Annotated in this window: 13 protein-coding genes; 10 read left to right on the top strand and 3 right to left on the bottom strand. The window is 41.3% G+C overall.

The annotated features are described in order from the left end of the window. Positions 1 to 89 precede the first annotated feature (89 nt). Entirely contained in the window at positions 90 to 1,133 is a 1,044-nt protein-coding gene (locus J2X69_RS11465; RefSeq protein ID WP_310103293.1) for a DUF6563 family protein, read from the top strand. A gap of 159 nt (positions 1,134 to 1,292) precedes the next feature. Here the strand turns inward: J2X69_RS11465 and lepB are convergent, their stop codons facing one another. From lepB to J2X69_RS11480, 3 genes are all read right to left on the bottom strand, one after another. Next, a complete protein-coding gene (gene lepB, locus J2X69_RS11470; RefSeq protein ID WP_310103295.1) occupies positions 1,293 to 2,390 on the bottom strand; it encodes a signal peptidase I in 1,098 nt (365 codons plus the stop codon). A gap of 309 nt (positions 2,391 to 2,699) precedes the next feature. Then, entirely contained in the window at positions 2,700 to 3,026 is a 327-nt protein-coding gene (locus J2X69_RS11475; RefSeq protein ID WP_310103297.1) for a hypothetical protein, read from the bottom strand. Between the two features lie 724 nt (positions 3,027 to 3,750). Continuing rightward, on the bottom strand, positions 3,751 to 5,727 hold the full coding sequence (locus J2X69_RS11480; protein ID WP_310103299.1) for a BACON domain-containing protein: 1,977 nt from the start codon (positions 5,725 to 5,727) through the stop codon (positions 3,751 to 3,753). 237 nt (positions 5,728 to 5,964) lie between these two features. Here J2X69_RS11480 and J2X69_RS24850 point away from each other — a divergent pair, with 237 nt between their 5' ends. The 9 genes from J2X69_RS24850 (at position 5,965) to J2X69_RS11520 (ending at position 20,526) form a co-directional block, all read left to right on the top strand. After that, positions 5,965 to 6,159, top strand: a complete 195-nt coding sequence (locus J2X69_RS24850; protein WP_409014416.1) for a MarR family transcriptional regulator — start codon at positions 5,965 to 5,967, stop codon at positions 6,157 to 6,159. 646 nt (positions 6,160 to 6,805) lie between these two features. Next, entirely contained in the window at positions 6,806 to 7,402 is a 597-nt protein-coding gene (locus J2X69_RS11485; RefSeq protein ID WP_310103302.1) for a TetR/AcrR family transcriptional regulator, read from the top strand. Next, positions 7,383 to 7,739: a nuclear transport factor 2 family protein gene (locus J2X69_RS11490; RefSeq protein ID WP_310103304.1), complete on the top strand. Its 357-nt coding sequence runs from the start codon at positions 7,383 to 7,385 to the stop codon at positions 7,737 to 7,739. Before J2X69_RS11485 ends, J2X69_RS11490 begins: the two co-directional genes overlap by 20 nt. Before the next feature lie 10 nt (positions 7,740 to 7,749). After that, a complete protein-coding gene (locus tag J2X69_RS11495; RefSeq protein WP_310103306.1) occupies positions 7,750 to 8,043 on the top strand; it encodes a DinB family protein in 294 nt (97 codons plus the stop codon). A gap of 61 nt (positions 8,044 to 8,104) precedes the next feature. Further along, positions 8,105 to 11,806, top strand: a complete 3,702-nt coding sequence (locus tag J2X69_RS11500; RefSeq protein ID WP_310103308.1) for a two-component regulator propeller domain-containing protein — start codon at positions 8,105 to 8,107, stop codon at positions 11,804 to 11,806. 240 nt (positions 11,807 to 12,046) lie between these two features. Further along, complete coding sequence (locus J2X69_RS11505) at positions 12,047 to 15,109, top strand: TonB-dependent receptor (RefSeq protein WP_310103310.1); 3,063 nt, start codon at positions 12,047 to 12,049, stop codon at positions 15,107 to 15,109. Positions 15,110 to 15,127: 18 nt separating this feature from the next. Then, positions 15,128 to 16,681: a RagB/SusD family nutrient uptake outer membrane protein gene (locus J2X69_RS11510; protein WP_310103312.1), complete on the top strand. Its 1,554-nt coding sequence runs from the start codon at positions 15,128 to 15,130 to the stop codon at positions 16,679 to 16,681. Between the two features lie 191 nt (positions 16,682 to 16,872). Further along, positions 16,873 to 18,729 (top strand): alkaline phosphatase, encoded by a 1,857-nt coding sequence (locus J2X69_RS11515; protein WP_310103315.1) that lies wholly within the window; start codon positions 16,873 to 16,875, stop codon positions 18,727 to 18,729. 912 nt (positions 18,730 to 19,641) lie between these two features. Further along, positions 19,642 to 20,526, top strand: coding sequence for a hypothetical protein (locus tag J2X69_RS11520; protein ID WP_310103317.1), 885 nt, complete (start codon positions 19,642 to 19,644; stop codon positions 20,524 to 20,526). The last annotated feature ends 1 nt before the right edge of the window (position 20,527 follow it).

Raw genomic sequence — 20,527 nt, forward strand, 5'->3', positions numbered from 1 at the left:
TTTCTTGCAGCAATAACCTTTTGGTGAATTTCTACTCTCTGCAGGGGGCAATTCTTCTGCATGATCTGATTATCCTTAATTATTTGCAGATGATACTTAGAATCAGCTTAATTACGATTTGTTTGTTTTTTGTTTGGGATATTGCATTCAGTCAAACACATTTTTTTACACTTACAGGACAAGAGATTGACTTACCAACCCACTCTTTCAATGTAACAAAAGTGATTGATGAAAGAGTTGATAAAGCCAATATTGGGTGGACACAAAAGGGAATGGCTAACATTAAGGTAAATGCCGGTTTCGCTGATTCATTTGAAAATGAGATAATCAATTTTATAAACCACAATCTTGGAGCTAATGGCCCAAATATTCAATTGATCATTCGAAAATTGAAAATCTCGGAAAAGACTGGGCTTTCTAAGGAAACAGGGTTTTGTGAATTGGCTATTGATTTTTTATTGGAGGAGGAATCTCAAAAATTTATGGTCTTACAAACATCAGTGACTACTGAAGTTACCGGGATGGATGTAACTAAAAAACATCCTCACAATATTGCGAGTGCCTTTAAATTGAGCTTTGAGAAACTAGCTTTGGTTGATTTGTCCGGTACAGAGAATTTTTTAGCATTGCCCTCAGATGGATCATTCACTCAGATTTCCGATTCTTTAAAATATAGCTTCCCCGTCTTTCTTCAAGAAATCAAAACCGGTATTTACGCGGATTATGAAGAATTGAAAAATAACTCGCCTTCGAACACGGAAGATTTCTATATCGAAAAGAAAGAAAGGAAAGTAAATCCTTGGAATGGAACATTTGAAGTGATCCCAAAATTTCAGGAGTCAGCCCAAAAAGTTAAAAAAGTGTGGGCAATTGCCCTTGATGGACAGGTTTATGTTTATCACCAAAAAGAGTTCTTCCCCTTAACTATTGAAAAATATAAACTCTATTTCTATGGATATGGGGTTCCCGACTATCAAAGCATATCGACAGGAGCTATGATCGGTGGCCTAATTGGCGCTGGAATAACCTCCGGGATTGAAAATTCCAACGCCAAAAAGCAAAAAGTTAAATACTACCTTAATCCGGGTACTGGAGGGTTTGAAGAAATAATTCTGGAAAAAGAAGCGAAATAAATCACAAAAATAATAAAGCAGATACCTTGAGGAATAGCTTAGCTTCGTGTGACGCGCTCGGTTAGTTTACGACTTGAGCCAGACTGTAAGGTGGGCAAATCCTATCCAATCACCAGGATATAGGATCCCAAACACATAACTATTGGCTGTTACATATTTCTAATCTATCCTAGAAAATATCCTTTCCCAACGAACCTTATTCAGGCCTTCACCATGTTCGTTTTTTGAAAACAAAACCATGACCGGTTTGCCTACAATATGACTCTCGGGTACAAATCCCCAGTACCGTGAATCGATAGAATTGTCCCTGCTATCGCCCATCATAAAATAGTAGTCCTCCTTGAATGTGTAATTATCAACCTCTTTTCCATCAATTTCCAATTTCCCGTTGGCAAGCTTCACCTGCTTATTCCCCTCATGTTTTTCAATCAATTCACCGTAGAATCCCATCGTCATATCATTGATTTGGATGTTCGTTCCTTTCTGGGGGACTGTCAGTGGACCGTAGTTGTTAAGATTCCAAGAATTGCCCATAATCTCAGGAAAGAGGGGAAAGCCAGCAGGTGAGTCCGAGCCGCTCTCAATAGAAACCACATCAGGCGCTTTTTGGATTTTAGCTAATTGTTCATTTGTTAAAAACATACTGTAAACAATTCTGTTTTCAGTGCTATACCCGGAAATCCAAAAATCATCATTATCCAAACCAACATTGGTCAGGTGATGCGGTTGAAGTGGGTAGTTGGTAACGACATGGTATTGGAACTTTATTCCGGGAGGATTAGTCATTTGTTCACCGTTGATGAAAATATTTCTATCCCTGATTTCCAGAATATCCCCGGAAACTGCGACACAGCGCTTGACAAGGAAAGTCATCAAGTCACTTGGCCGGTCTTTTGGATCAAGTAAGTCTTTAGGAGTATTGAAAACCACTATTTCACCTCTCTCAACATTCCTTAAGCCCGGCAGTCGGTAAGAAGGAAGTTGAATCCAATCAAGATACGAGGGGATTTCAGTGCCCCATATTTTCTGATGGGTCAGCGGTACCTGCAACGGGGTTTGCGGTGTTCTGGGACCGTAGTGAGCTTTGCTCACCAGAATATAATCTCCCACCAAAAGTGAATTTTCCATTGATCCGGTAGGGATGACGTAGGCTTCTGCCAATGACCACCGAAATAAGGTGGCGACTACTACTGCAAATACCAGTGCATCCCGCCACTGGATCAGTGTTGATTTTTTGGTTGTAGGCTCAGTTTTCATAAAAAAGGATCATAGAAATAATGAAGTGGTCATATAGAATTAAAAATATAGATTGGTATCGATAAAAGCCACCCAACTATACTGATTTAAAGGAATTTAACAATTCTTGCTCGGGAATCCTTGATAACACTGTTCTTACTTTAATGCCATAGGGAGTGATGATCAAAATCACGGTGAAAGGCTAAATTATCCCCACATCCTTCCTTCAGACAGCCACTAAACTAAACGGGGAATTATGAAGCATACCAATTACTTTTTCCAAGGCATGGAATATTGAGTAAATAGGAAAAACGGTGCCCCGACTTGCCACTAATCCATAACTAGTGAGACTTCAATATAGTAGAACAAACCCATATGGTGCGTCGTATTTTCACAGATTACTCCTACATAATAATCATTCGACTCCCATGCTTTGAGGTTTGAAATGTCATTCAGAGTTGGTGTATTGTTGTCAGTCGAGGCACCGATCATTAACCTGGAAATATCAGGGAAATTAGGGCGGTCAAAGTTTACATGGCTCCATCTGTCATTCTGGTCCATATTGGTATGTTCGAAAACATCCACTACAATCGCTTTGGAAAAATCAATACCGGAGATAGATTCTGGTCGATGATTGTGTTTTTTGTTAATCCACATCCATCAGGAATGTGGCTTTAGCCCATTCCTCCTAGGGATATTACAATTTCAATGGGGCTTTAGCCAAATCCTTCCAGCAACGAAGCAACATGATTCGAAAAATCCCTGAATAAATAAATGATTTGGCTGAAGCCGGAAAGCTTTAGCCGCTTTTTATCCACCTCCAGCTAAAGCAGGAGGGAATTCATGGGATCCTCCCTATTTCCGGTTGCTTAGGTTAGGCGGCGGAAGGGCCTTCCCCTATGTTTTAATCCCGAGAGCCTATGCGAAGCGTATCGGGAGGCTGTATGTGCGTTGGGAAAGTATCATTTTAATTCTTTTCTCGTTACTGTTCTTTATCACCTGCAGCTCTCAACTCCCGAGACTGACAGGATCCGGGAACTACGCTAACTTTTATAGCATTCATCCAGGCATAAATCCGTAAACCATCAAACATCGTTTGATTCTGATATATGGGAGATAGTACCAAACAAGCGCCCGCTCTCTTTAGGAGAGAGCCTGTTCCTATAGCGAAACGCGTCGGGAGAGGGGGTGAGGTAAATTAAGCCAGTTCAGACAATTTCCACCCAATTCAGAGCCACCACCAAAGTTGGTTTCAGATGCTCTAGTCAATCTGTTGCTGGAAGCATGTGGGTTGATATATTTTATACTTTTATTAATGAAAGAATTACTACATGGATAGTAGAGATAAGCTCCCAATCTTCAGGAGACGTAGCATAGAAACTTATAGTTTGATAAGTTTTTTCACTGATACCCCATCTTCAAAAACTACAATTAAATAATATACTCCAGGAACCAAGTAATCAGCCTCTTGTTTTAAAAGAGAAGGGTTTAATTCTGATACCATTCGGCCTTCAGAATTATATAAGGTTAATGTTTTAGCCGGCTTTGGAAGTTGAATGGTATAACTAGACTGAATAGGGTTTGGGAAGACCTTAAAGACCTCACTTTCTTTCCCTGGTGGGATAACTGTTATCAAATCAAATCCCTTTTCTTGATGTACGTTAATCGTTTCTTTTTGGCCATTTTCCCCTATCACAGTAAGAGAAGCATTTCTTGATAAAGAATCAAAATTCTCCTTCACAGAAAAATTGACCAGAGAATTTCCACTTCCTTGTGATTTTTCTGTGACCAGCCATTCTTGATCGGATGTTATTGTCCAGTTTACATTCGAACTGATTTCAAAAAGAGAATCAGTTTTCTCTCCCGTGTCAAACGTAAAATAGTTGGTTCCTACTACAAGAAATTTGGGATCTGAATAACGCAGTGTAGCGATAAACCCAAGATCTAGGCTTTCATCCATACCTATTCTATTTTCGCCAAAGACAGCACCTCTACGAGTATTTCCGTAAAGTGTTAGTTCTCCGGGTGTGTGGATTATCATGCCATTCACCTTATCTTCATAATTTGAGCCTGCGAAATCAGCCCAAAGAAATTCTCCGGATGAACTTAATTTGGTCACGAAAATTCCTAGATAATTATTGCCCACATTTGGATCACGGGGTGCTTGCATCTCAAAGTCTCCAAAAGTTCCTTTATTCCAAAATAACCCCGATACAATAGGATCCCCATTTTTGTCAACAGCTACTGCTGATCCTGACGGGCCAAGTGATGCTAGCCCCATCGAACTACCCATTCTTTTGTGCCAAATATAGTTTCCTGAAAAATCCAACCGAAATAAAACGGCCGTCCGTCCTTCGGTACTGCTTTCGTTTCCGTATGTGGTTCTTAGCGTTCCTGTTACATATACTGCTTCAAGATTGTCATCGATTGCGACACCATAGCCTATGTTGGGTCCATCATTTCGGTTTTGATTTCCCAAGAACTCTATCCAGTTCAGATTGCCATCGCTGGATAATGAGCCCACCATAAGCTGTTGATAAGGTGTCATATGAGACACTCCTTGGAAATTTCCCTCCCAATAATGTGTACCGGTAAAATATACATTATCAGATTTATCAAAATCAATGTCAAAAACAAAGGTTGAATTTAAGTTGCCGCCCTCAGGAAGTGTTTTTGCCCATATTAACTCACCATCACTAGAATATTTACTGATAAATGCAGTTCTTTCCTCCCAAGTATTAAGATGTAGTAAATTGTCCTTACTGTCATAAAAACCATAGCTTCCACCGCAATTGCCAGAAAGATAGATATTCCCTGAATGACTAATTTTTAGGTTATAGTTAATCAAGTCGTCATTTAAAGGGTCTGTTGGCTTAATATAGTTCATCCATATCAGCTCTCTATTAGGATCAAGCTTCAATAAAGCTATTCTTGGTTCATCAGCATCTACATTGAGCAGTACAGGGCCAACTTGTATGGTACTTCTAAACCCGAAGGATACATACATGTTATTGTCTTGATCAACAGCGATATTAGGGGGGTAGGTCCATTTGCTATTATAGAAAGTTTCTAACCATTCCACTCGATGAGAAGAATCAGCCTTGATTAGAAAATTTGCAAAATTAGAAATTCCATTAGAGATATTAGGAAATGAAAACTCATTGTAGTTTGCATGTTCCAATAAGTAATTTGTTCCAGCGCTGTAATGGCCACCATCTTTACTTATGAAGTAATCATTTAGAATTTGACCTGCTACCACAGGTTTACCCCAACTTGTGCTTTGAGCGTTGGAATAGAGTGGGGTGAAAAGACTCAAGATCAGAATAATGATTACGGCTGGTATTCCGAATGAATTCATATTGAAAAACAAGTAGAACGAATTTGATTGCTTGGATTTGCAATTCAAAGCTAATCATTAACTGGTTAGTTTTTAGATGTATTATGGGAAAAAATATCTCGCTTTATAACATACGTCTTTCATATAATAAATTTTGTAAGCCATTTTGGTAAAGTATTAGCTTACCTAGAGTGAGAGTAAAGAGGGTGCCTAAAATTATCATTTATGCTGAGGGGTTAGATAGGTGGTCAGATAGAAATCCTCACTGAAAGACAAACTGATGTATTAAAGCTTATAGTGACTGTCAAAAAAATATCAACAAGAAAGCTAGCTGAGCAATTGGAAATTGCTGAATCGGCAGTTCAAAAGCATTTAAAAAGATTACCACAACAGGGAATTATAGAAAGAATCGGTACCATAAATGGCTATTGGAAGATTTTAATTAAGGAATAGATGAAATCGAGGCTGGGTACCACCTTTAGGCAGGCGTGTCATAATAACGCCCAGAGTGGGGGAAGCAAAGCCTCTCTGGGATTCTATAACCAATCCAAACCCCAATCCTACCACCGTCCATCCCCAAATCCAGCAATTCCCTGTCTATTCAGCTTAAAATCTGGAAATTTCCTTCAATTCCCTGTCATTTTCTTAAAAAATACCCTAGGATCGACTGTAAAAAAAATGCCCGGCAGGGCTGAGCGTGAAAGTGAACAGACATACGGGAATCCACATCCATCAATAGGAATGTGGCTTTAGCCCATTCCTACTTCGGATATTACAATTTCAATGAGGCTTTAGCCAAATTCTTCCGCAAGGAAGCGACATGATTCGAAAAATCCCTGAATAAATAAATGATTTGGTTGAAGCCGGAAAGCTTTTGCCGCTTTTTATCCACCTCCAGCTAAAGCAGGAGGGAATCGATGGGATCCTCCCTATTTCCGGTTGCTTAGGTTAGGCGGCGGAAGGGCCTTCCCCTATGTTTTAATCCCGAGAGCCTATGCGAAGCGTATCGGGAGGCTGTATGTGCGTTGGGAAAGTATAAAAAACAGGAAAAAGATGTAATTGTATTTGTACAGAACGGTCTGTTTGTTATTTTTACTGCATGAATAACAAACATGACAAAGGAAAAGTGATTAGTAAAGGGATGAGTCTTTTTTGGGTAAATGGGTATCATAATCTGGGTGTCGATAAAATTTGTAAAGAAACAGGAATGACAAAAGGGGCCTTTTACAACTCATTTAAAGGCAAGGAAAACTTTTTGCTGGTAGTTATTGAAGCCTATGGCAATCTTATATCGAGTCATTTGCAAAAACAGCTGTCAGACCTTAGTAGGCCTCCAATTGACAGGCTCCACAACCTTTATAATGACATGCTTCTTGTTCAGCCTGAAAGTGAATACAGAGGCTGTTTGGTAAATAATATGATGTCTGAATTGGGTGCTCTGAATCCTGTTGTTGCAGAGGTAGCTTCTGCACAATTTGAAAAGTTTGTCAATATTATTGAACCTACAGTGTTGCAAGCCCAACAAGATGGCGAGTTAGATAACTCATTAAACTCAAAACTGATGACGGAAATAATCCATACCACATTTTTCGGAATACTGACCAGAACAAAAAGCACCAAAACCTTGCACTTAAATATTATAACAGATCTTTTGAATTTACTTAAAAACAAAAATAATGGAAGAAAGAAAAATTAAAGAAATATGGGAAACATATAGGGCTTGCTGGAGCGAAGTGATAACAGCTGATCGGGTAAATAAACTACAAGAAATAATAGCCGAAGATTTTGAGTTTTACGACCCAAACATTGAATTGGATAGTTATCAAAAATTATCCGACTATATGGAGCAATTTCAAAAAGAATTTTTGGGTTGCACTTTCACTATTACGGACTTTATCATTCATCATGACAGAAGCCTTGCACATTGGGATATGATTAGTCTTGATAATGAGGTTGTAGGGAATGGTTCGGACTTTGCTTTTTATGAAAATGGCAAACTAAAGACAATTTCAAGTTTCTTTAAAGAAGGTTAAGTACATTAAAATGAATATTATAAAAGATATCATACAAACATGGAGCTTAAACAATAAAGTCACTTTATTTTTGCTTGAAAATATAGAAACAGATTGGTTGCAGGCAAAAATCAATGGACAAGGAAGGAGCATTGGTGAACAGTTCATTCATATCAACAACATCCGTTCGTTTTGGATAAACAAAGTGGGAGAAAAAGTTGACTTGAAGAGAGATAAAAAATACGCCAATGATACACAAGCACTCGCCGAAGCACTTGAAAAGTCATCACAAAGAATGAGTGAAGTTTCATTTCCTATTTCTTAACTTAACCATTTCTTAATGTATACGCATGGCTATAGGAAGAAATTCATATCTAATTTTGACCATGAGTCCAAGATGCTTTATTTTTTTTACCCTAATATTATTTCTTGTCCCTCTTTCATGTTCACAAGCCCAAAAGCTTAAATTTAGAACGTATCTTGTAGAAGATGGTCTTTCTAATAATTCTGTAAATCTCCTAGCCAATGATCCATCGGGTGCAATTTGGATTGGAACTTGGAACGGATTGAATTTATATGACGGAAAATCATTTCTGGTTTTTCGCCACCATCCGACTATACCCCATAGTCTTCCCGGCAATTACATCTATGGAGTGGAAATAGATAAAGATGAACGCGTTTGGGTATGGTCAGATCCCAAAATTCTCAGTCTATTCCATGCTGACAGCACGTTTTCCCATTATAAGTTTGAGGACAGAATAAGCAAAACCTTTCTTACCAGCCAGCGTCAAGTGGCGGTTCAGATAGTTGATTCTCTTTTTGTTTATGATGGGGAGAAGGATAGCTTTCAGGTGTGTTCATCCTGTATTCCTATGGAGAAATCTGCCGATATACCACTTCCAAGTTCTATCTCGCAGCTAAGCTTCTTTGATTCAAAAAAAGATAAAAGGGGGAATATCTGGTATGGAAGTAAAGATCAGGGTTTATTCTTTCAACCCTACCATGTGCAGTCGGGAGAGCCCTATCTTGAGCATTACCCATCAGATGCTTTTCACCCTTTTGGACTAAGAAGTAATGAGGTCACGGCTATATTGGAGGATCATTTCGGAAATGTCTGGCTGGGGCTCAAGGATGGAGGAGTCGCCAGGACACTGAGGCATAGCAATGTGGTCAGTCATATTTATCCACATCCCAAAAAACACCCCAACTTACCCAGTGAAGCGGTAAGAGCAGTGGCGGAGGAGGCGGATGGCACCTTGTGGATCGGCTATTACAATTCCGGTCTTTATTTCAGAAGACCGGGAGAGAATGATTTCGAAAAGCTGGATATCCCTTCTTCCCATTCGGGTTCTGACTGGAACAGGATCAGAAGCCTCTACGTGGATCAGACCGGGCAGGTATGGTCTGGAACCTATGCCGGAGTGATCAAGATCAGAAAAACGGAAATAGTAGAATTGGTGGAAGAGGAGAATACGGAATTTTTCTACAGGAGAGTATATGGATTTGCTGAAGATAAGCAGTCCAAAAGACTATGGATTGGTTCCTGGAACGGCGTGTCGCTGTATAATCTGGAGAAACAAAGATTTGAAAATTTTAAGGGTCGGGAACAGCTGGAAGGAATGAATATACGGACAGTGTTCTATGCCGATAGCAGCTTGTATATAGCTACAGAAAAACATGGAGTAGCTATAGTGAAAGATGGAGAGATCACTTTTTTTGATAGATCAAAAGGACTCTTGGATAACAGTGTGTATTCGATTTTGAAGGAGGAAGACACCGATAGGATATGGATAGGCACGCATAGTGGTGTGACGCTCTGGGATCCCAAAACGGATGAGATCTCTTACATAACCGAGCTGGAAGGTTTGATGAGCAATTTTATCTATGGAATCTTGTCTCATGCCAATAGCATTTGGGTGAGCACCGCCAAAGGAATAGCAAGAATCAACAAGGAAACGCTGGAAGTATGGGCACTGGATCCGGAAGAAGGATGGCAGTCCTCGGAATTCTCTGAGGGAGCATATTTTAAGAGTGGGAGAGGATTGATGTATTTCGGAGGGGTGAACGGTCTCAATAGCTTTCATCCCAACGATTTACGGTCGGAATTTGCTGTTCCCCGAATCCGTGTGTTACAGCAGGAGTTTTCGCACACCTCCGCCTATTCAGCCTCATTTGCCATTTCGGAGGTTGGATTTGGAATAGACCCCAATAACCGGATACTTTATAGGGTTTTGCCGGGGGATACGGACTGGAGTGAATTGGGTCAGAACGGCTTCTTACACTTGTCAGGACTGTCTGAGGGGGTACACAAATTGGAGGTGAAAAATTCTCTTGGGAGACCAGGGGAAGTTTTGGTTACTGAGTTTACCGTTTTGGTTCCCCTGTGGAAGAAGCCGTTGGTTTATTTTTTTGTGGTCATGTTTGTCTTGGGAGTGGCCGGCTGGTGGAGGGTCAGGGCAGTGAAAAGGATTCAGACAAAGCTGGAACTTAAAATTCAGGAGCGAACCGGAGTGATTTCCAGACAGAAGTCTGATCTCGAAAATGCAAATCGGGTGCTTGAAGCAAAAAACAGGGAAATCGAAGAGCAAAAAGCCAGATTGCAGATCCTTCACAGTAAGCATCAGAATGCCGGTTTTGAAATGGAGAAGTTTACCGGCTATGTACTGGATCAAATCAGGAAGCCACTGTCCGACCTGAAATTAAGCATAGAAAGCGCTACGTTCAGAGATTCCAAGCTCAAAAATGGTGTCAGACTTCAGCTCGACAGACTAATGGAATTGTTCAGTGAGATAAATGGGTCAAATAAACTAATGTATCTAGGGAAAGTAACTCCCTCACTGACTATTCTTCCTGATCTGTTTCTGCACCTGAACCAAGAGATGTCAGCAGCATTGAAACAGAACAACATCCAATACAAGTACAGCGAGAATTTGCCAAAAAGTTGGGTTTCGCTGGATGTGATGAGACTCAAACTTTTTCTGCAGAACGTATTTAAGGAACTTCTTAAGTTTCTGGACGATGCTGCTGTGCTGGATGTCCGGGTGCTGACATTGGATGCCAATTTACTTATCCGTGTGAATACTACTAGTTCTACCTTAATGGATGCGATAGATACATTCAGCCAATACAGTATTTATATACAATCAGCCAAGAGCCTTTTGGCGGAAATGTCAGGAGAGATGCAAATTCTGCCGAATGAATCTTCCGTGGCGATCAGCATTCGGATTCCATTCCAGGAAATTGAGACAAAAAACCTCAATACATCGGTCAAGAATTGGAAGCACATGGCTCTGGCAGATGAGATTCCTGAAGGGAAAAAAATTGTACTGATCTATGGTAAGCGTTTTGAGGCGGATGGCTTAGTCAAGGTAATGGAGGAGGATTCCTTGTTCTTTATACAGGAGGATGATCCTGATATGGTGTCTTCAGCACTGAACACCATACGGGTGGACCTACTGATACTGTATAATGAGAAGGTCACCGAAAATGTGGCAAAGATTATCAGTGCATCAAATTCATTTCCTACACTTCCGATTTTGTTTATGTATGAAATTCTCTCCTATGGACAGCAGGAAAGATTGCTGGATATGGGGATCAAAGATTTCATCCAATTGCCTACAGGCAAATCTCTCTTAAGCAGAAAAATCAAAAGTTTACTTGCGGAAAACATCGATAAAGATCAGCCCTTGAAACTGGAAAGTATATTGTCTCAGGATGAGCTGAAAGTAGATCTGAGTCCAAATGAAAAACTGCTCAGGGAGGCCATCCACCATATTAAGCTGAATTTTGATAAACCTTCTTTTAAGGTGGAGACCCTGTATGAGCATTTGGGTGTTTCTAAAATCAAGCTTTATAGGATTTTTAAGGATATACTCCATCTGGCTCCCTTTGACGTCATCCAGCAACTTCGGATGGAAAAAGCGAATACTCTCCTTCAAAAAAGTCAGATGAATGTGACTGAAGTAAGTTTTGCCTGCGGTTTCAATGACCCCAAGCACTTTGGTAAGATTTTTAAAAAACACTATGGCTATAGTCCCAAAAAGTTTCAGCAAATGGACGAGACAGGGAATAGGGGAGCCGGAGAATAACACATTCATTCCAAGTTACTTTTTACACTTTTTCGATCTACTGATCAGATTCTCCGGTAGCCTCCGGGTTAATCGTGATTTAAGCCTTCATTAAGGCATTGTTTCTGAAATAAAAGCAGACAAATAAGGTCTAGTTGGTACTAGTTTCTGTAACAATCCACCTCTTTGTTGAAACAAAACCACCCTAAAATCCTCCTAAGGTTCTTTAATTTTATCTGAACCAAAAATTTTAATCATTCTATGAAATCAAAACTTTACTGCTTATTCCTTTTGTACATTCTGTCAGGAGGTGGGCTTTATGCACAACATGTTTTGAAGGGGGTGGTTGTCGGGAAGACAGACAAGGCACCTTTTCCCGGAGCCACTGTGATCGCCAACGGCGATACGTACAAAGGTACGGTCACGGATGCAAATGGTGAATTTACGCTCAATCTTACCCAAGAAAGCGGTGAAGTCACCATCTCTTTTATAGGAATGGAAACAGTCACTGTGCCCTATCAGACTTCTGTCTTATTGACTGTGGAGCTGGCCGAAGAGACAAGTTCCCTGGATGAGGTAGTAGTAATTGGTTATGGTACTGCTAAGCGAAGTGATCTGACCACCTCAGTTGCTACGCTGGAAAACGTTGCCAGAACTGTTGATCGGCCTATTTCCAGTCCTCAGGAGATGCTTCAGGGACAGGTCGCAGGTGTCACGGTCGTTTCGGGTTCAGGGGATCCGGGTTCTACTCCCAGTGTGATCATCCGCGGCAGAGGTACATTCAACAATGAAGAACCACTTTATGTAGTGGATGGAATGCCCTATTATGGATCTAGAATAAATCCCAACGACATCGAAAGCATGGTGGTGCTGAAGGACGCTGCAGCCGCAGCTATCTATGGAGCCCAAGCAGCTTCCGGTGTAATTGTAATTACTACTAAGAGTGGTAAATCCGGTGCACCGAGAATTTCATTGGATTTCTATCAGGGATGGCAATCTGCCTATCAAACGCCCCAAGCACTAAATGCTGCTGAATATGCGCAAGTATACACGCAGGCTGCCTTACATGCCGGAGCCACTCCAAATCCTGCCCACGATCCCAACGCCAATCCTTGGGGACAAGTAAGCAGAACAAATTGGATGGATGAAATTTTCAGAACAGGAGCTATTACAAACGCCAACCTCCAGCTAAGTGGAGGAAGTGATAGAGCCAGATATAGTACATCTTTTGGATACCACAAGAAAGAAGGATTGCTGTTGAATACAGACTACGAATTGTTTTCCCTACGACTGAAAGGAGACTACGAAATCACCGACAAGTTCAGAGTGGGACAAAATGTGTACTTAAACCACTCGGCAGCCTATGGCGCCAACACCGGCAGCAGCTATAGTGGAGCGATCATTAATGCGATCTATATGAATCCTGCCGCCCCGGTATATGATGAGCAGGGGCAGTTTCACGGAACAGTGCCTTTTGAACTATCCCAGTTTGCCGGGGCATATGGAGATACCTACAATCCTGTTTCCTTATTGCTTCGCCCAACCAGAAAGGCTCCCAGATTAAACGTGAATGCCATCACCTATGCCGAGTATGATATTTTGGAAGACTTGACATTCAAATCAAGCTTTTCTCTTGACTTGTGGAACTGGAGTGACCGTACATTCTCACCTAGGGCTCCTGAAATCGGCCGTCCAAGCAATATGAACTACCTGGACCAGAGTGCAGGAAACTCTACCCGATGGATCTGGGATCAGCAGCTTAACTATAATAAAAGATTTGGAAAACATAATCTTGGTCTTACTGCGGTTTATTCGGCTCAGTTCAGAAAAGAAGAATCGCACAGCTTTAGGGTACAGGATTTTGACAGGGAAGACTATTGGTTCCAATATCCGGGAAATGCCAATACCATTCTTAATGTGCCAAGTTATACTGCTTTTGAGGACGCATTGACTTCGGCTATAGGGAGGGCAACCTACGATTTTGATGATAGGTATTTTATCATGGGAAGTATCAGACGTGATCAGACCTCACGGTTGGCTCCGTCTAAAAGGACTGATTTTTTTCCTGCAGTATCAGGGGCTTGGAAGATTTCCTCTGAATCATTCTTTCAAAGCAACTTGATAGATCTGTTGAAGCTGCGGGCTTCTTGGGGTCAGGTAGGCAATATTTCATCAGTAGGTTACTATGCTTTTAATGTACCCTTGTCAGCGGGTAATAATGTTATTCTGGGCGAGCCCGGAGTTAGAAACAGACATGTGTCCCTGAATGAGATGACCAACCCCAACCTTAAATGGGAAAGGTCAGAAACCTTGAATTTCGGTCTTGATGCGGCCTTGTTGAGAAACAAGTTGCAGTTTACCGCTGAGTATTATGAGAAATACACCCGTGGATTGATTTTGAGAAATTCGCCCGATCCCCACTCCGGAGTGCCGACAGGGGCCCTCTCTAATGTGGGCACAGTTTCGAATAAGGGATTGGAAATGTCTCTAAGCTATACCGGAAATGTAGGGGAGTTAACCTACCAAGTAGGCGGTAATTTCTCAACTATTAAGAATGAACTAGTTGATTTGGATGAGTTTACCAATGATTTTATTCAACATGGGGATAACATCAGGGCATCTGTGTATCCATTCAGAAGTGAGCCGGGCCAGCCACTGTATTCTTACCATTTGATTCCCAACACCGGCATCTTCCAAAATCAGGAGCAGATAGATTCGTACCTCAGCAGTGATGGGGAGAAAATACAACCCAATGCAAGACCGGGTGATCTGATATTCCAGGATGTAAACGGGGATGGCAGAATCAGCGATGCGGATAGGATATTTATGGGCAACGCCATGCCTGATTTCACTTATGGGATCAATATTTCTTTGGAATACAAGAGATTCGATCTGATGCTGTTCGGGCAGGGAGTGAGTGGAGTGAAGCTGTTTAACGGCTACAAACACACGACTTACAACGCGGGACTTCAGGGATACAACCTGGACAGAAGAGTATTGGATGCCTGGACTCCCCAAAATCCAAACACATCAATCCCGGTATTGTCTACACAAGATCCAAACGGCAATTTTGGCACAGCCTCAGACTGGTACCTCGAAAGCGGTGATTATTTCAGGATAAAGAACGTTTCGTTAGGATACACTTTCGCATTGGATCAATGGAAATCAGGCTCCCAAGTGAGGCTGTACGGATCTGCGGAAAATCTTGTGACGATCACCAAATATTCAGGTTTAGATCCTGAAGTGGGCTCAGGCACTGTCATAGACAATGGTGTATTCCCTTCTCCAAGAACCTTTACCATAGGGTTTAATATGAATTTCTAATCCATAATTAGCACTATCATGCAACTAAGAATATATATTTTGATATTGACCCTTCTTGTGATGGGGTCATGTAGTGATGATTTCACTGACCTTACGCCTTTGGGAAATGTGACCACTGGCAATTTCTGGAAGACTGAAGATGATGCCAATACCGCTGCAAACGGTCTCTACCAACATTGGGATGACGATGATTTGTTTGGCAGGGGAATAATGTACCTGATCGCAGCATGCGATGATTTTCACCAGGGAAGAAACGATGCGGCGGCGGCAGCCATTAGAAACTTTCAGGCCACAGGACAGGAAGGAAGGATAGCCAATATTTATCCTAAAATGTACACGGTCATCCAGCGTGCCAATACGATCCTGCGGTATGTTCCCGAGATGAACATCGATGCCTCGGTGAAAAACAGAGTGCTGGGAGAAGCATACTTTGCCAGGGCACATGCTTATTTTTGGTTGGCTCCCAGATTCGGTGACCATAGAGCTGGAATTCCCATCGTGACGGTTGAAAACATGGATGAAACCAAATTTACAAGGCCATCCCATGTGATTGAGAATTATAGCTTAATGGAGCAGGATTTGAAACAGGCAGCAGAGCTATTGCCATATCTCACAGAATATGGTTCTTCTGATCTCGGAAAGGCACACAAGGATGCTGCTCATGCTTACCTGGCCAAAACGTATTTGCTATGGGCACAGTATGACCAAAGCAAATGGACGGATGTAGTCACCTACGCTGATTTGGTGATCAGCTCTCCTACCGGAAGATCTCTGATAAACACAGGTAACCCTGCTGAGGATTTTGCCTCTGTTTTCTATGTGGAGAATAATTTCTCTACAGAATACATATTCTCAGCCGTATCCAGCAATGAGCGGGGACAGATTCTTCCGGGAGTGATGCTTGAAAACACAGGATGGGGACTTTACAATGGCTGGGGTACATTTTCTCCTGCCTTAGAACTGTACAATGCTTTTGAAGAAGGAGACCAACGAAAGAAGGCCACGCTTCTGGAGTTTGGTGATACATTCGAGTTTTTGGGGAATGCCAGAAGATATTATTCAGGCAACTCATGGACCGGTATTCAGGTAAATAAATACATGCAACCCTACAGAACTCCTGAGTCTGTGCATTTAAATCCCAATGGGGATTATCCCACCACTAATCTGAATATTCCTCTGATCCGGTTTGCTGAAGTTCTTCTAATGAAATCTGAAGCACTTATCATGATGGGGCAGGATGGTGATGCACCGCTTAATTTGGTAAGACAAAGAGCAGGATTGGCTCCAATATCAGGTGCTACTCTTGCGGATCTTAAGCAAGAAAGAAGAGTAGAGCTTGCCGCGGAATATGCTGACAGACATCTGGATCTGGTGAGATGGGGGGATGCCCAAGCCGCTTATGCTAAGCAGGCTACAGGAAGGAACCATTCGGAGAAAACCAACCCGGATTCAGGTTTTGAAGTCTATGAAACCTGGCCTGCCAGAAACTTCAACCCTGCGATTCACCATGTTTGGCCGATTCCTCCGAATACCATTGCTATTTCCGGAATTTCCCAAAATGAAGGGTGGTAAGAAACTTCCATTCTAAGCAACTTTAAATACAATGAGGCTGTCTCATAGTCAGCTTTTCTTGTCAGGCTGAGCGGAGTCGAAGCCTTTTATGTGCTAATTAAGCCCATTTCGACTTCCCACCACAGCGAGGCAAGCTGCTCAATTTGACAATTAAGAGTCATGAGACAGCCTCAATCTTTACCAATTTACCTATGTATTCTACTACCTTTTCTTGGAAGCCTTGGCTTCTGCTTAGTTTATCCTGTTTCGTTTCAGTTTTTGCCATTGGGCAACAGTCAAAAATCCACAGCCACAATGACTATCTCCGAAAGGCACCCTTTTGGGAGGCTTATGCCAATGGTTGCACCTCCATTGAAGTGGACGTACTGCTGGTTTCGGAGAAACTCTTTGTGGCACATGAGCAGGAAAGCATCCATAAGACCAGAACCATTGAAAGCCTTTATCTCCAACCGATCCATCAAGGTTTGCATACAGGGGTGATAGCTGATTCTTTGTCTTTTTTCCTGACTGTCGATATCAAATCTGAGCCTTATGAGACAATGAAGCAGTTGATGGAAAGTGTAGCGCCTTATCGGGATATGATGTATAGTGAGGAGCATGCCAACGGATTAAAATTGGTTATTTCCGGAAACAGGCCGCTTCCACAGGAGTATGGCACGTATCCAGAGTACATCTTTTTTGACCATCAGGATTTAACTGATCTGGAGACAATTCCTCTCGACAAAGTCGCTATGGTCAGTCTGCCCTTTGACCGCTATTCCCAATGGGGAGGTAAAGGAATAATGGTGGAGGAAGAACTGAATGCCGTCAAGCAAGCCATCGAAAGGGTTCATCGGATAGGTAAACCAATTCGCTTCTGGGCTAGTCCGGATTCTAAATCTTCCTGGAAAGCGCTTTATGACATTGGAGTAGACTACATCAATTCGGATAAACCTTTTGAAGTAAGCAGTTATCTGGAAACCTTGGATCAACGGGTTGTGGGAAGCTCCATCAGAAGTGAGATTTTGGAACTGAACTTCGAAAATGATGAAGTGCACAGGCAGGTAGACAATGTGATTCTACTGATCGGTGACGGGAATGGCTTGGCACAAATTTCCGCAGGGATGTATGCCAACGGGAATGTGCTGAATATGACCAATCTCAAAAATGTTGGATTGGCAAAAACTCAGTCTGCTGATGATTTTACTACAGATTCAGCTGCAGGCGGAACGGCTTTGGCCACCGGCAACAAAGCAAACAATCGGGCATTGGGAATGGATAGAACAGAACAGAAAGCAGAAAGCCTGGCCCATATTTTATCAGAAATGGGTTTTGGTACGGGTGTTATCAGTACTGATCATATCACAGGGGCTACTCCTGCCGCTTTTTACGCACATCAAAAAGATAGGGATATGATCGGGCCGATTACCCAGGATTTATATAGTAGTAGTTTGAATCTATTTATAGGAGCCGGGAAAAATGATTTCCTCAGATATCAAAACCATGCCTTGGATAGTCTTATGGCCAATGGATTTAGTCTGATGGGAAGTCTGGATCAAGTGGCGGGCTCTACAGTGGTGAAAGTTGGGTATTTTGCTTCAAACCATGGTCTGCCCAATATCGAAAAGGGAAGAACCGGATTTTTAAAACACAGTACGGAGGCTGCACTCAGTTATTTGGAAAATAGAGGAGCTCCGTTTTTTCTTATGATAGAAAATGGCCATATCGATGTAGGAGGGCATATCAATGACGCCAGAACTGTGGTGGAGGAAGTCATTGACTTCGATCAGGCAGTGGCTGCAGCATTGAAATTTGCTTCCGAAAACCCCAACACCCTTGTAGTCATCACAGCCGACCATGAGACAGGCGGTGTGACCATTCCGCAGGGCAGCCTAGCCCGTGAGATGGTTGAGTTGGAATTCTCAACAGAGGACCATACTGGAATTATGGTTCCTGTCTTTGCTTTTGGTCCCCATTCCAAGTCCTTTTCGGGAGTTTATGAAAACACGGAAATATTTGAGAAAATCATGGGGATTCTTATGAAGTATCATTCTAAAGGCGGGGAATAAGCAATAAAAATCAGTGGGCACCTGTAGGTAAAAAAAGCTGATTTGATTGTACACTGTGAATGAGTTGATATTTGACTCTACAGGGGAAAAGTGGACAATCAGTTGTGCATCTCCAATAATAACATCCCATTAACATGTAATCCCTAAAGGGTGCTTTTGGAAGTAAGTTACAAGAAGGGTTTATCCATAACAGCCAGTGTACAAGGTTTGGAAACCTTGTTCAGATTTCCAACTCAGATATTTAAAAAAGTTATGATTCCCTCCATTAAATTGAAAATACTGATTATTTGAATTAAAATTTTTCAGTAGTCAAAAAAATAATTTTCATATACAATTTTTTGCTATATATGTTCTGTGGTAAAATACAGTTAATGACAGTGTTATAAGAGAGTTTTTTTTGTAAAAATTATTTTTATTTATTGTGTAAGTTTAGGGAACATTCCCAAATGAGTGATTTGATTTTTGTTGTCAACCATTCTTTTAATGACTGTTTTTTTGGGAATTATGGAAAAACTAATGTTTTATTTCCTTCTAAAAATAAAGGTTTCGGAGATTTGAAGTCAAATTAGGAAGTAGATAACATATAGCAATCCGGGAAATTACAGGACTTATACAAACAGGTAGACCCCAACAATCGATTTTTGAGGATTGGGAAATTCTGAAATCCGACCGGGTAATACTCTTAGTGATTTCAAAAAACTACAGTCTAGGAGCTTGGCAGGTTGACAAAAGAGGCTAAATGTAGTTTGTACATTGCCTCTTCCTGAAATCGGATTGAATGAAAGAACAGGGGGAAATCAAATTAGACGATTTGTTATAAGTCATTGTGCCGACTTATATCGGTTTTAATTATATAAATACTGACTTGAAAAGGGGACACCCCTTAATAATTGACAAACCTAAAAAGATAATATGAATAAATATGTACTGATTCTCATAGCCCAGTTTTACCTTTCTATATCAGGATTTTCGCAGGTTTATACCAATCCTACTACTGGTGATGTAGGTATAGGAACAAGTTCACCGCTTAAAAAACTCCATGTAATAGGGGATACCAGAATTCAGAGGAGTGACGCCCCGAATTATTTGGATTTTTTATTTAGTGCGAGTGCCACCACAATTCGCTCGGACCATCCGGGCACAAATCAAAAACATCTGATTTTTGAAGTGGCTCCCACAGGAGCCTCGGCAACCGATCGCCATATATATTTTAGGGCAGGTAAATCTTCAGACACTATGCTAAACAGGATGATCATCCGTGGTGATGGAAATATTGGAATTGGGAATATTAATCCAACATATAAGCTTGAAGTGACGGGAAACACAAAATGGACAGGGAATGCTTCAAGTTTTACTGAGGTGAATTCTAACACTAACGGCCAGTATTTAAGGCAGTATGGAAATGACGGTACTTCGCAAAGCTGGTTGATCAGAGGTTACTCCGGCACAGATGGGGTTCAGGCATTCTTTAACAATGGAGGGGTAAACGTTAATGGTAGAGTGAAGGCAAAAGAAGTAAATGTCACAGCTATAGGCTGGGCAGACTACGTGTTTGACAATGATTATAAATTGCTAAGTCTGGAAGAGGTTAAGGATTTTTATACTGCGCATGGTCACTTACCAAATATCCCTTCCGAAAAGGAAGTGGAAGAAAATGGTATTAATATATCCGAACTTTCCTCTAAGTACCTGGAAAAAATAGAAGAACTCACGATCTATCTTGTACAACAGAATGAACGCATCAAAACATTGGAAGCTCAGTTGAGAAAGTTAACCCCGGACACCAATCTTCAATAAA

The sequence above is a fragment of the Algoriphagus sp. 4150 genome, from assembly GCF_031457395.1.
GTDB lineage: Bacteria > Bacteroidota > Bacteroidia > Cytophagales > Cyclobacteriaceae > Algoriphagus.

Excerpts from the sequence above, each read along its gene's own strand:
- J2X69_RS11465 (WP_310103293.1), top strand. The coding sequence starts at position 90 with ATGATACTTAGAATCAGCTTAATTACGATTTGTTTGTTTTTTGTTTGG.
- lepB (WP_310103295.1), bottom strand. The coding sequence starts at position 2,390 with ATGAAAACTGAGCCTACAACCAAAAAATCAACACTGATCCAGTGGCGG.
- J2X69_RS11475 (WP_310103297.1), bottom strand. The coding sequence starts at position 3,026 with ATGTGGATTAACAAAAAACACAATCATCGACCAGAATCTATCTCCGGT.
- J2X69_RS11480 (WP_310103299.1), bottom strand. The coding sequence starts at position 5,727 with ATGAATTCATTCGGAATACCAGCCGTAATCATTATTCTGATCTTGAGT.
- J2X69_RS11485 (WP_310103302.1), top strand. The coding sequence starts at position 6,806 with ATGAATAACAAACATGACAAAGGAAAAGTGATTAGTAAAGGGATGAGT.
- J2X69_RS11490 (WP_310103304.1), top strand. The coding sequence starts at position 7,383 with ATGGAAGAAAGAAAAATTAAAGAAATATGGGAAACATATAGGGCTTGC.
- J2X69_RS11495 (WP_310103306.1), top strand. The coding sequence starts at position 7,750 with ATGAATATTATAAAAGATATCATACAAACATGGAGCTTAAACAATAAA.
- J2X69_RS11500 (WP_310103308.1), top strand. The coding sequence starts at position 8,105 with ATGAGTCCAAGATGCTTTATTTTTTTTACCCTAATATTATTTCTTGTC.
- J2X69_RS11505 (WP_310103310.1), top strand. The coding sequence starts at position 12,047 with ATGAAATCAAAACTTTACTGCTTATTCCTTTTGTACATTCTGTCAGGA.
- J2X69_RS11510 (WP_310103312.1), top strand. The coding sequence starts at position 15,128 with ATGCAACTAAGAATATATATTTTGATATTGACCCTTCTTGTGATGGGG.
- J2X69_RS11515 (WP_310103315.1), top strand. The coding sequence starts at position 16,873 with ATGTATTCTACTACCTTTTCTTGGAAGCCTTGGCTTCTGCTTAGTTTA.
- J2X69_RS11520 (WP_310103317.1), top strand. The coding sequence starts at position 19,642 with ATGAATAAATATGTACTGATTCTCATAGCCCAGTTTTACCTTTCTATA.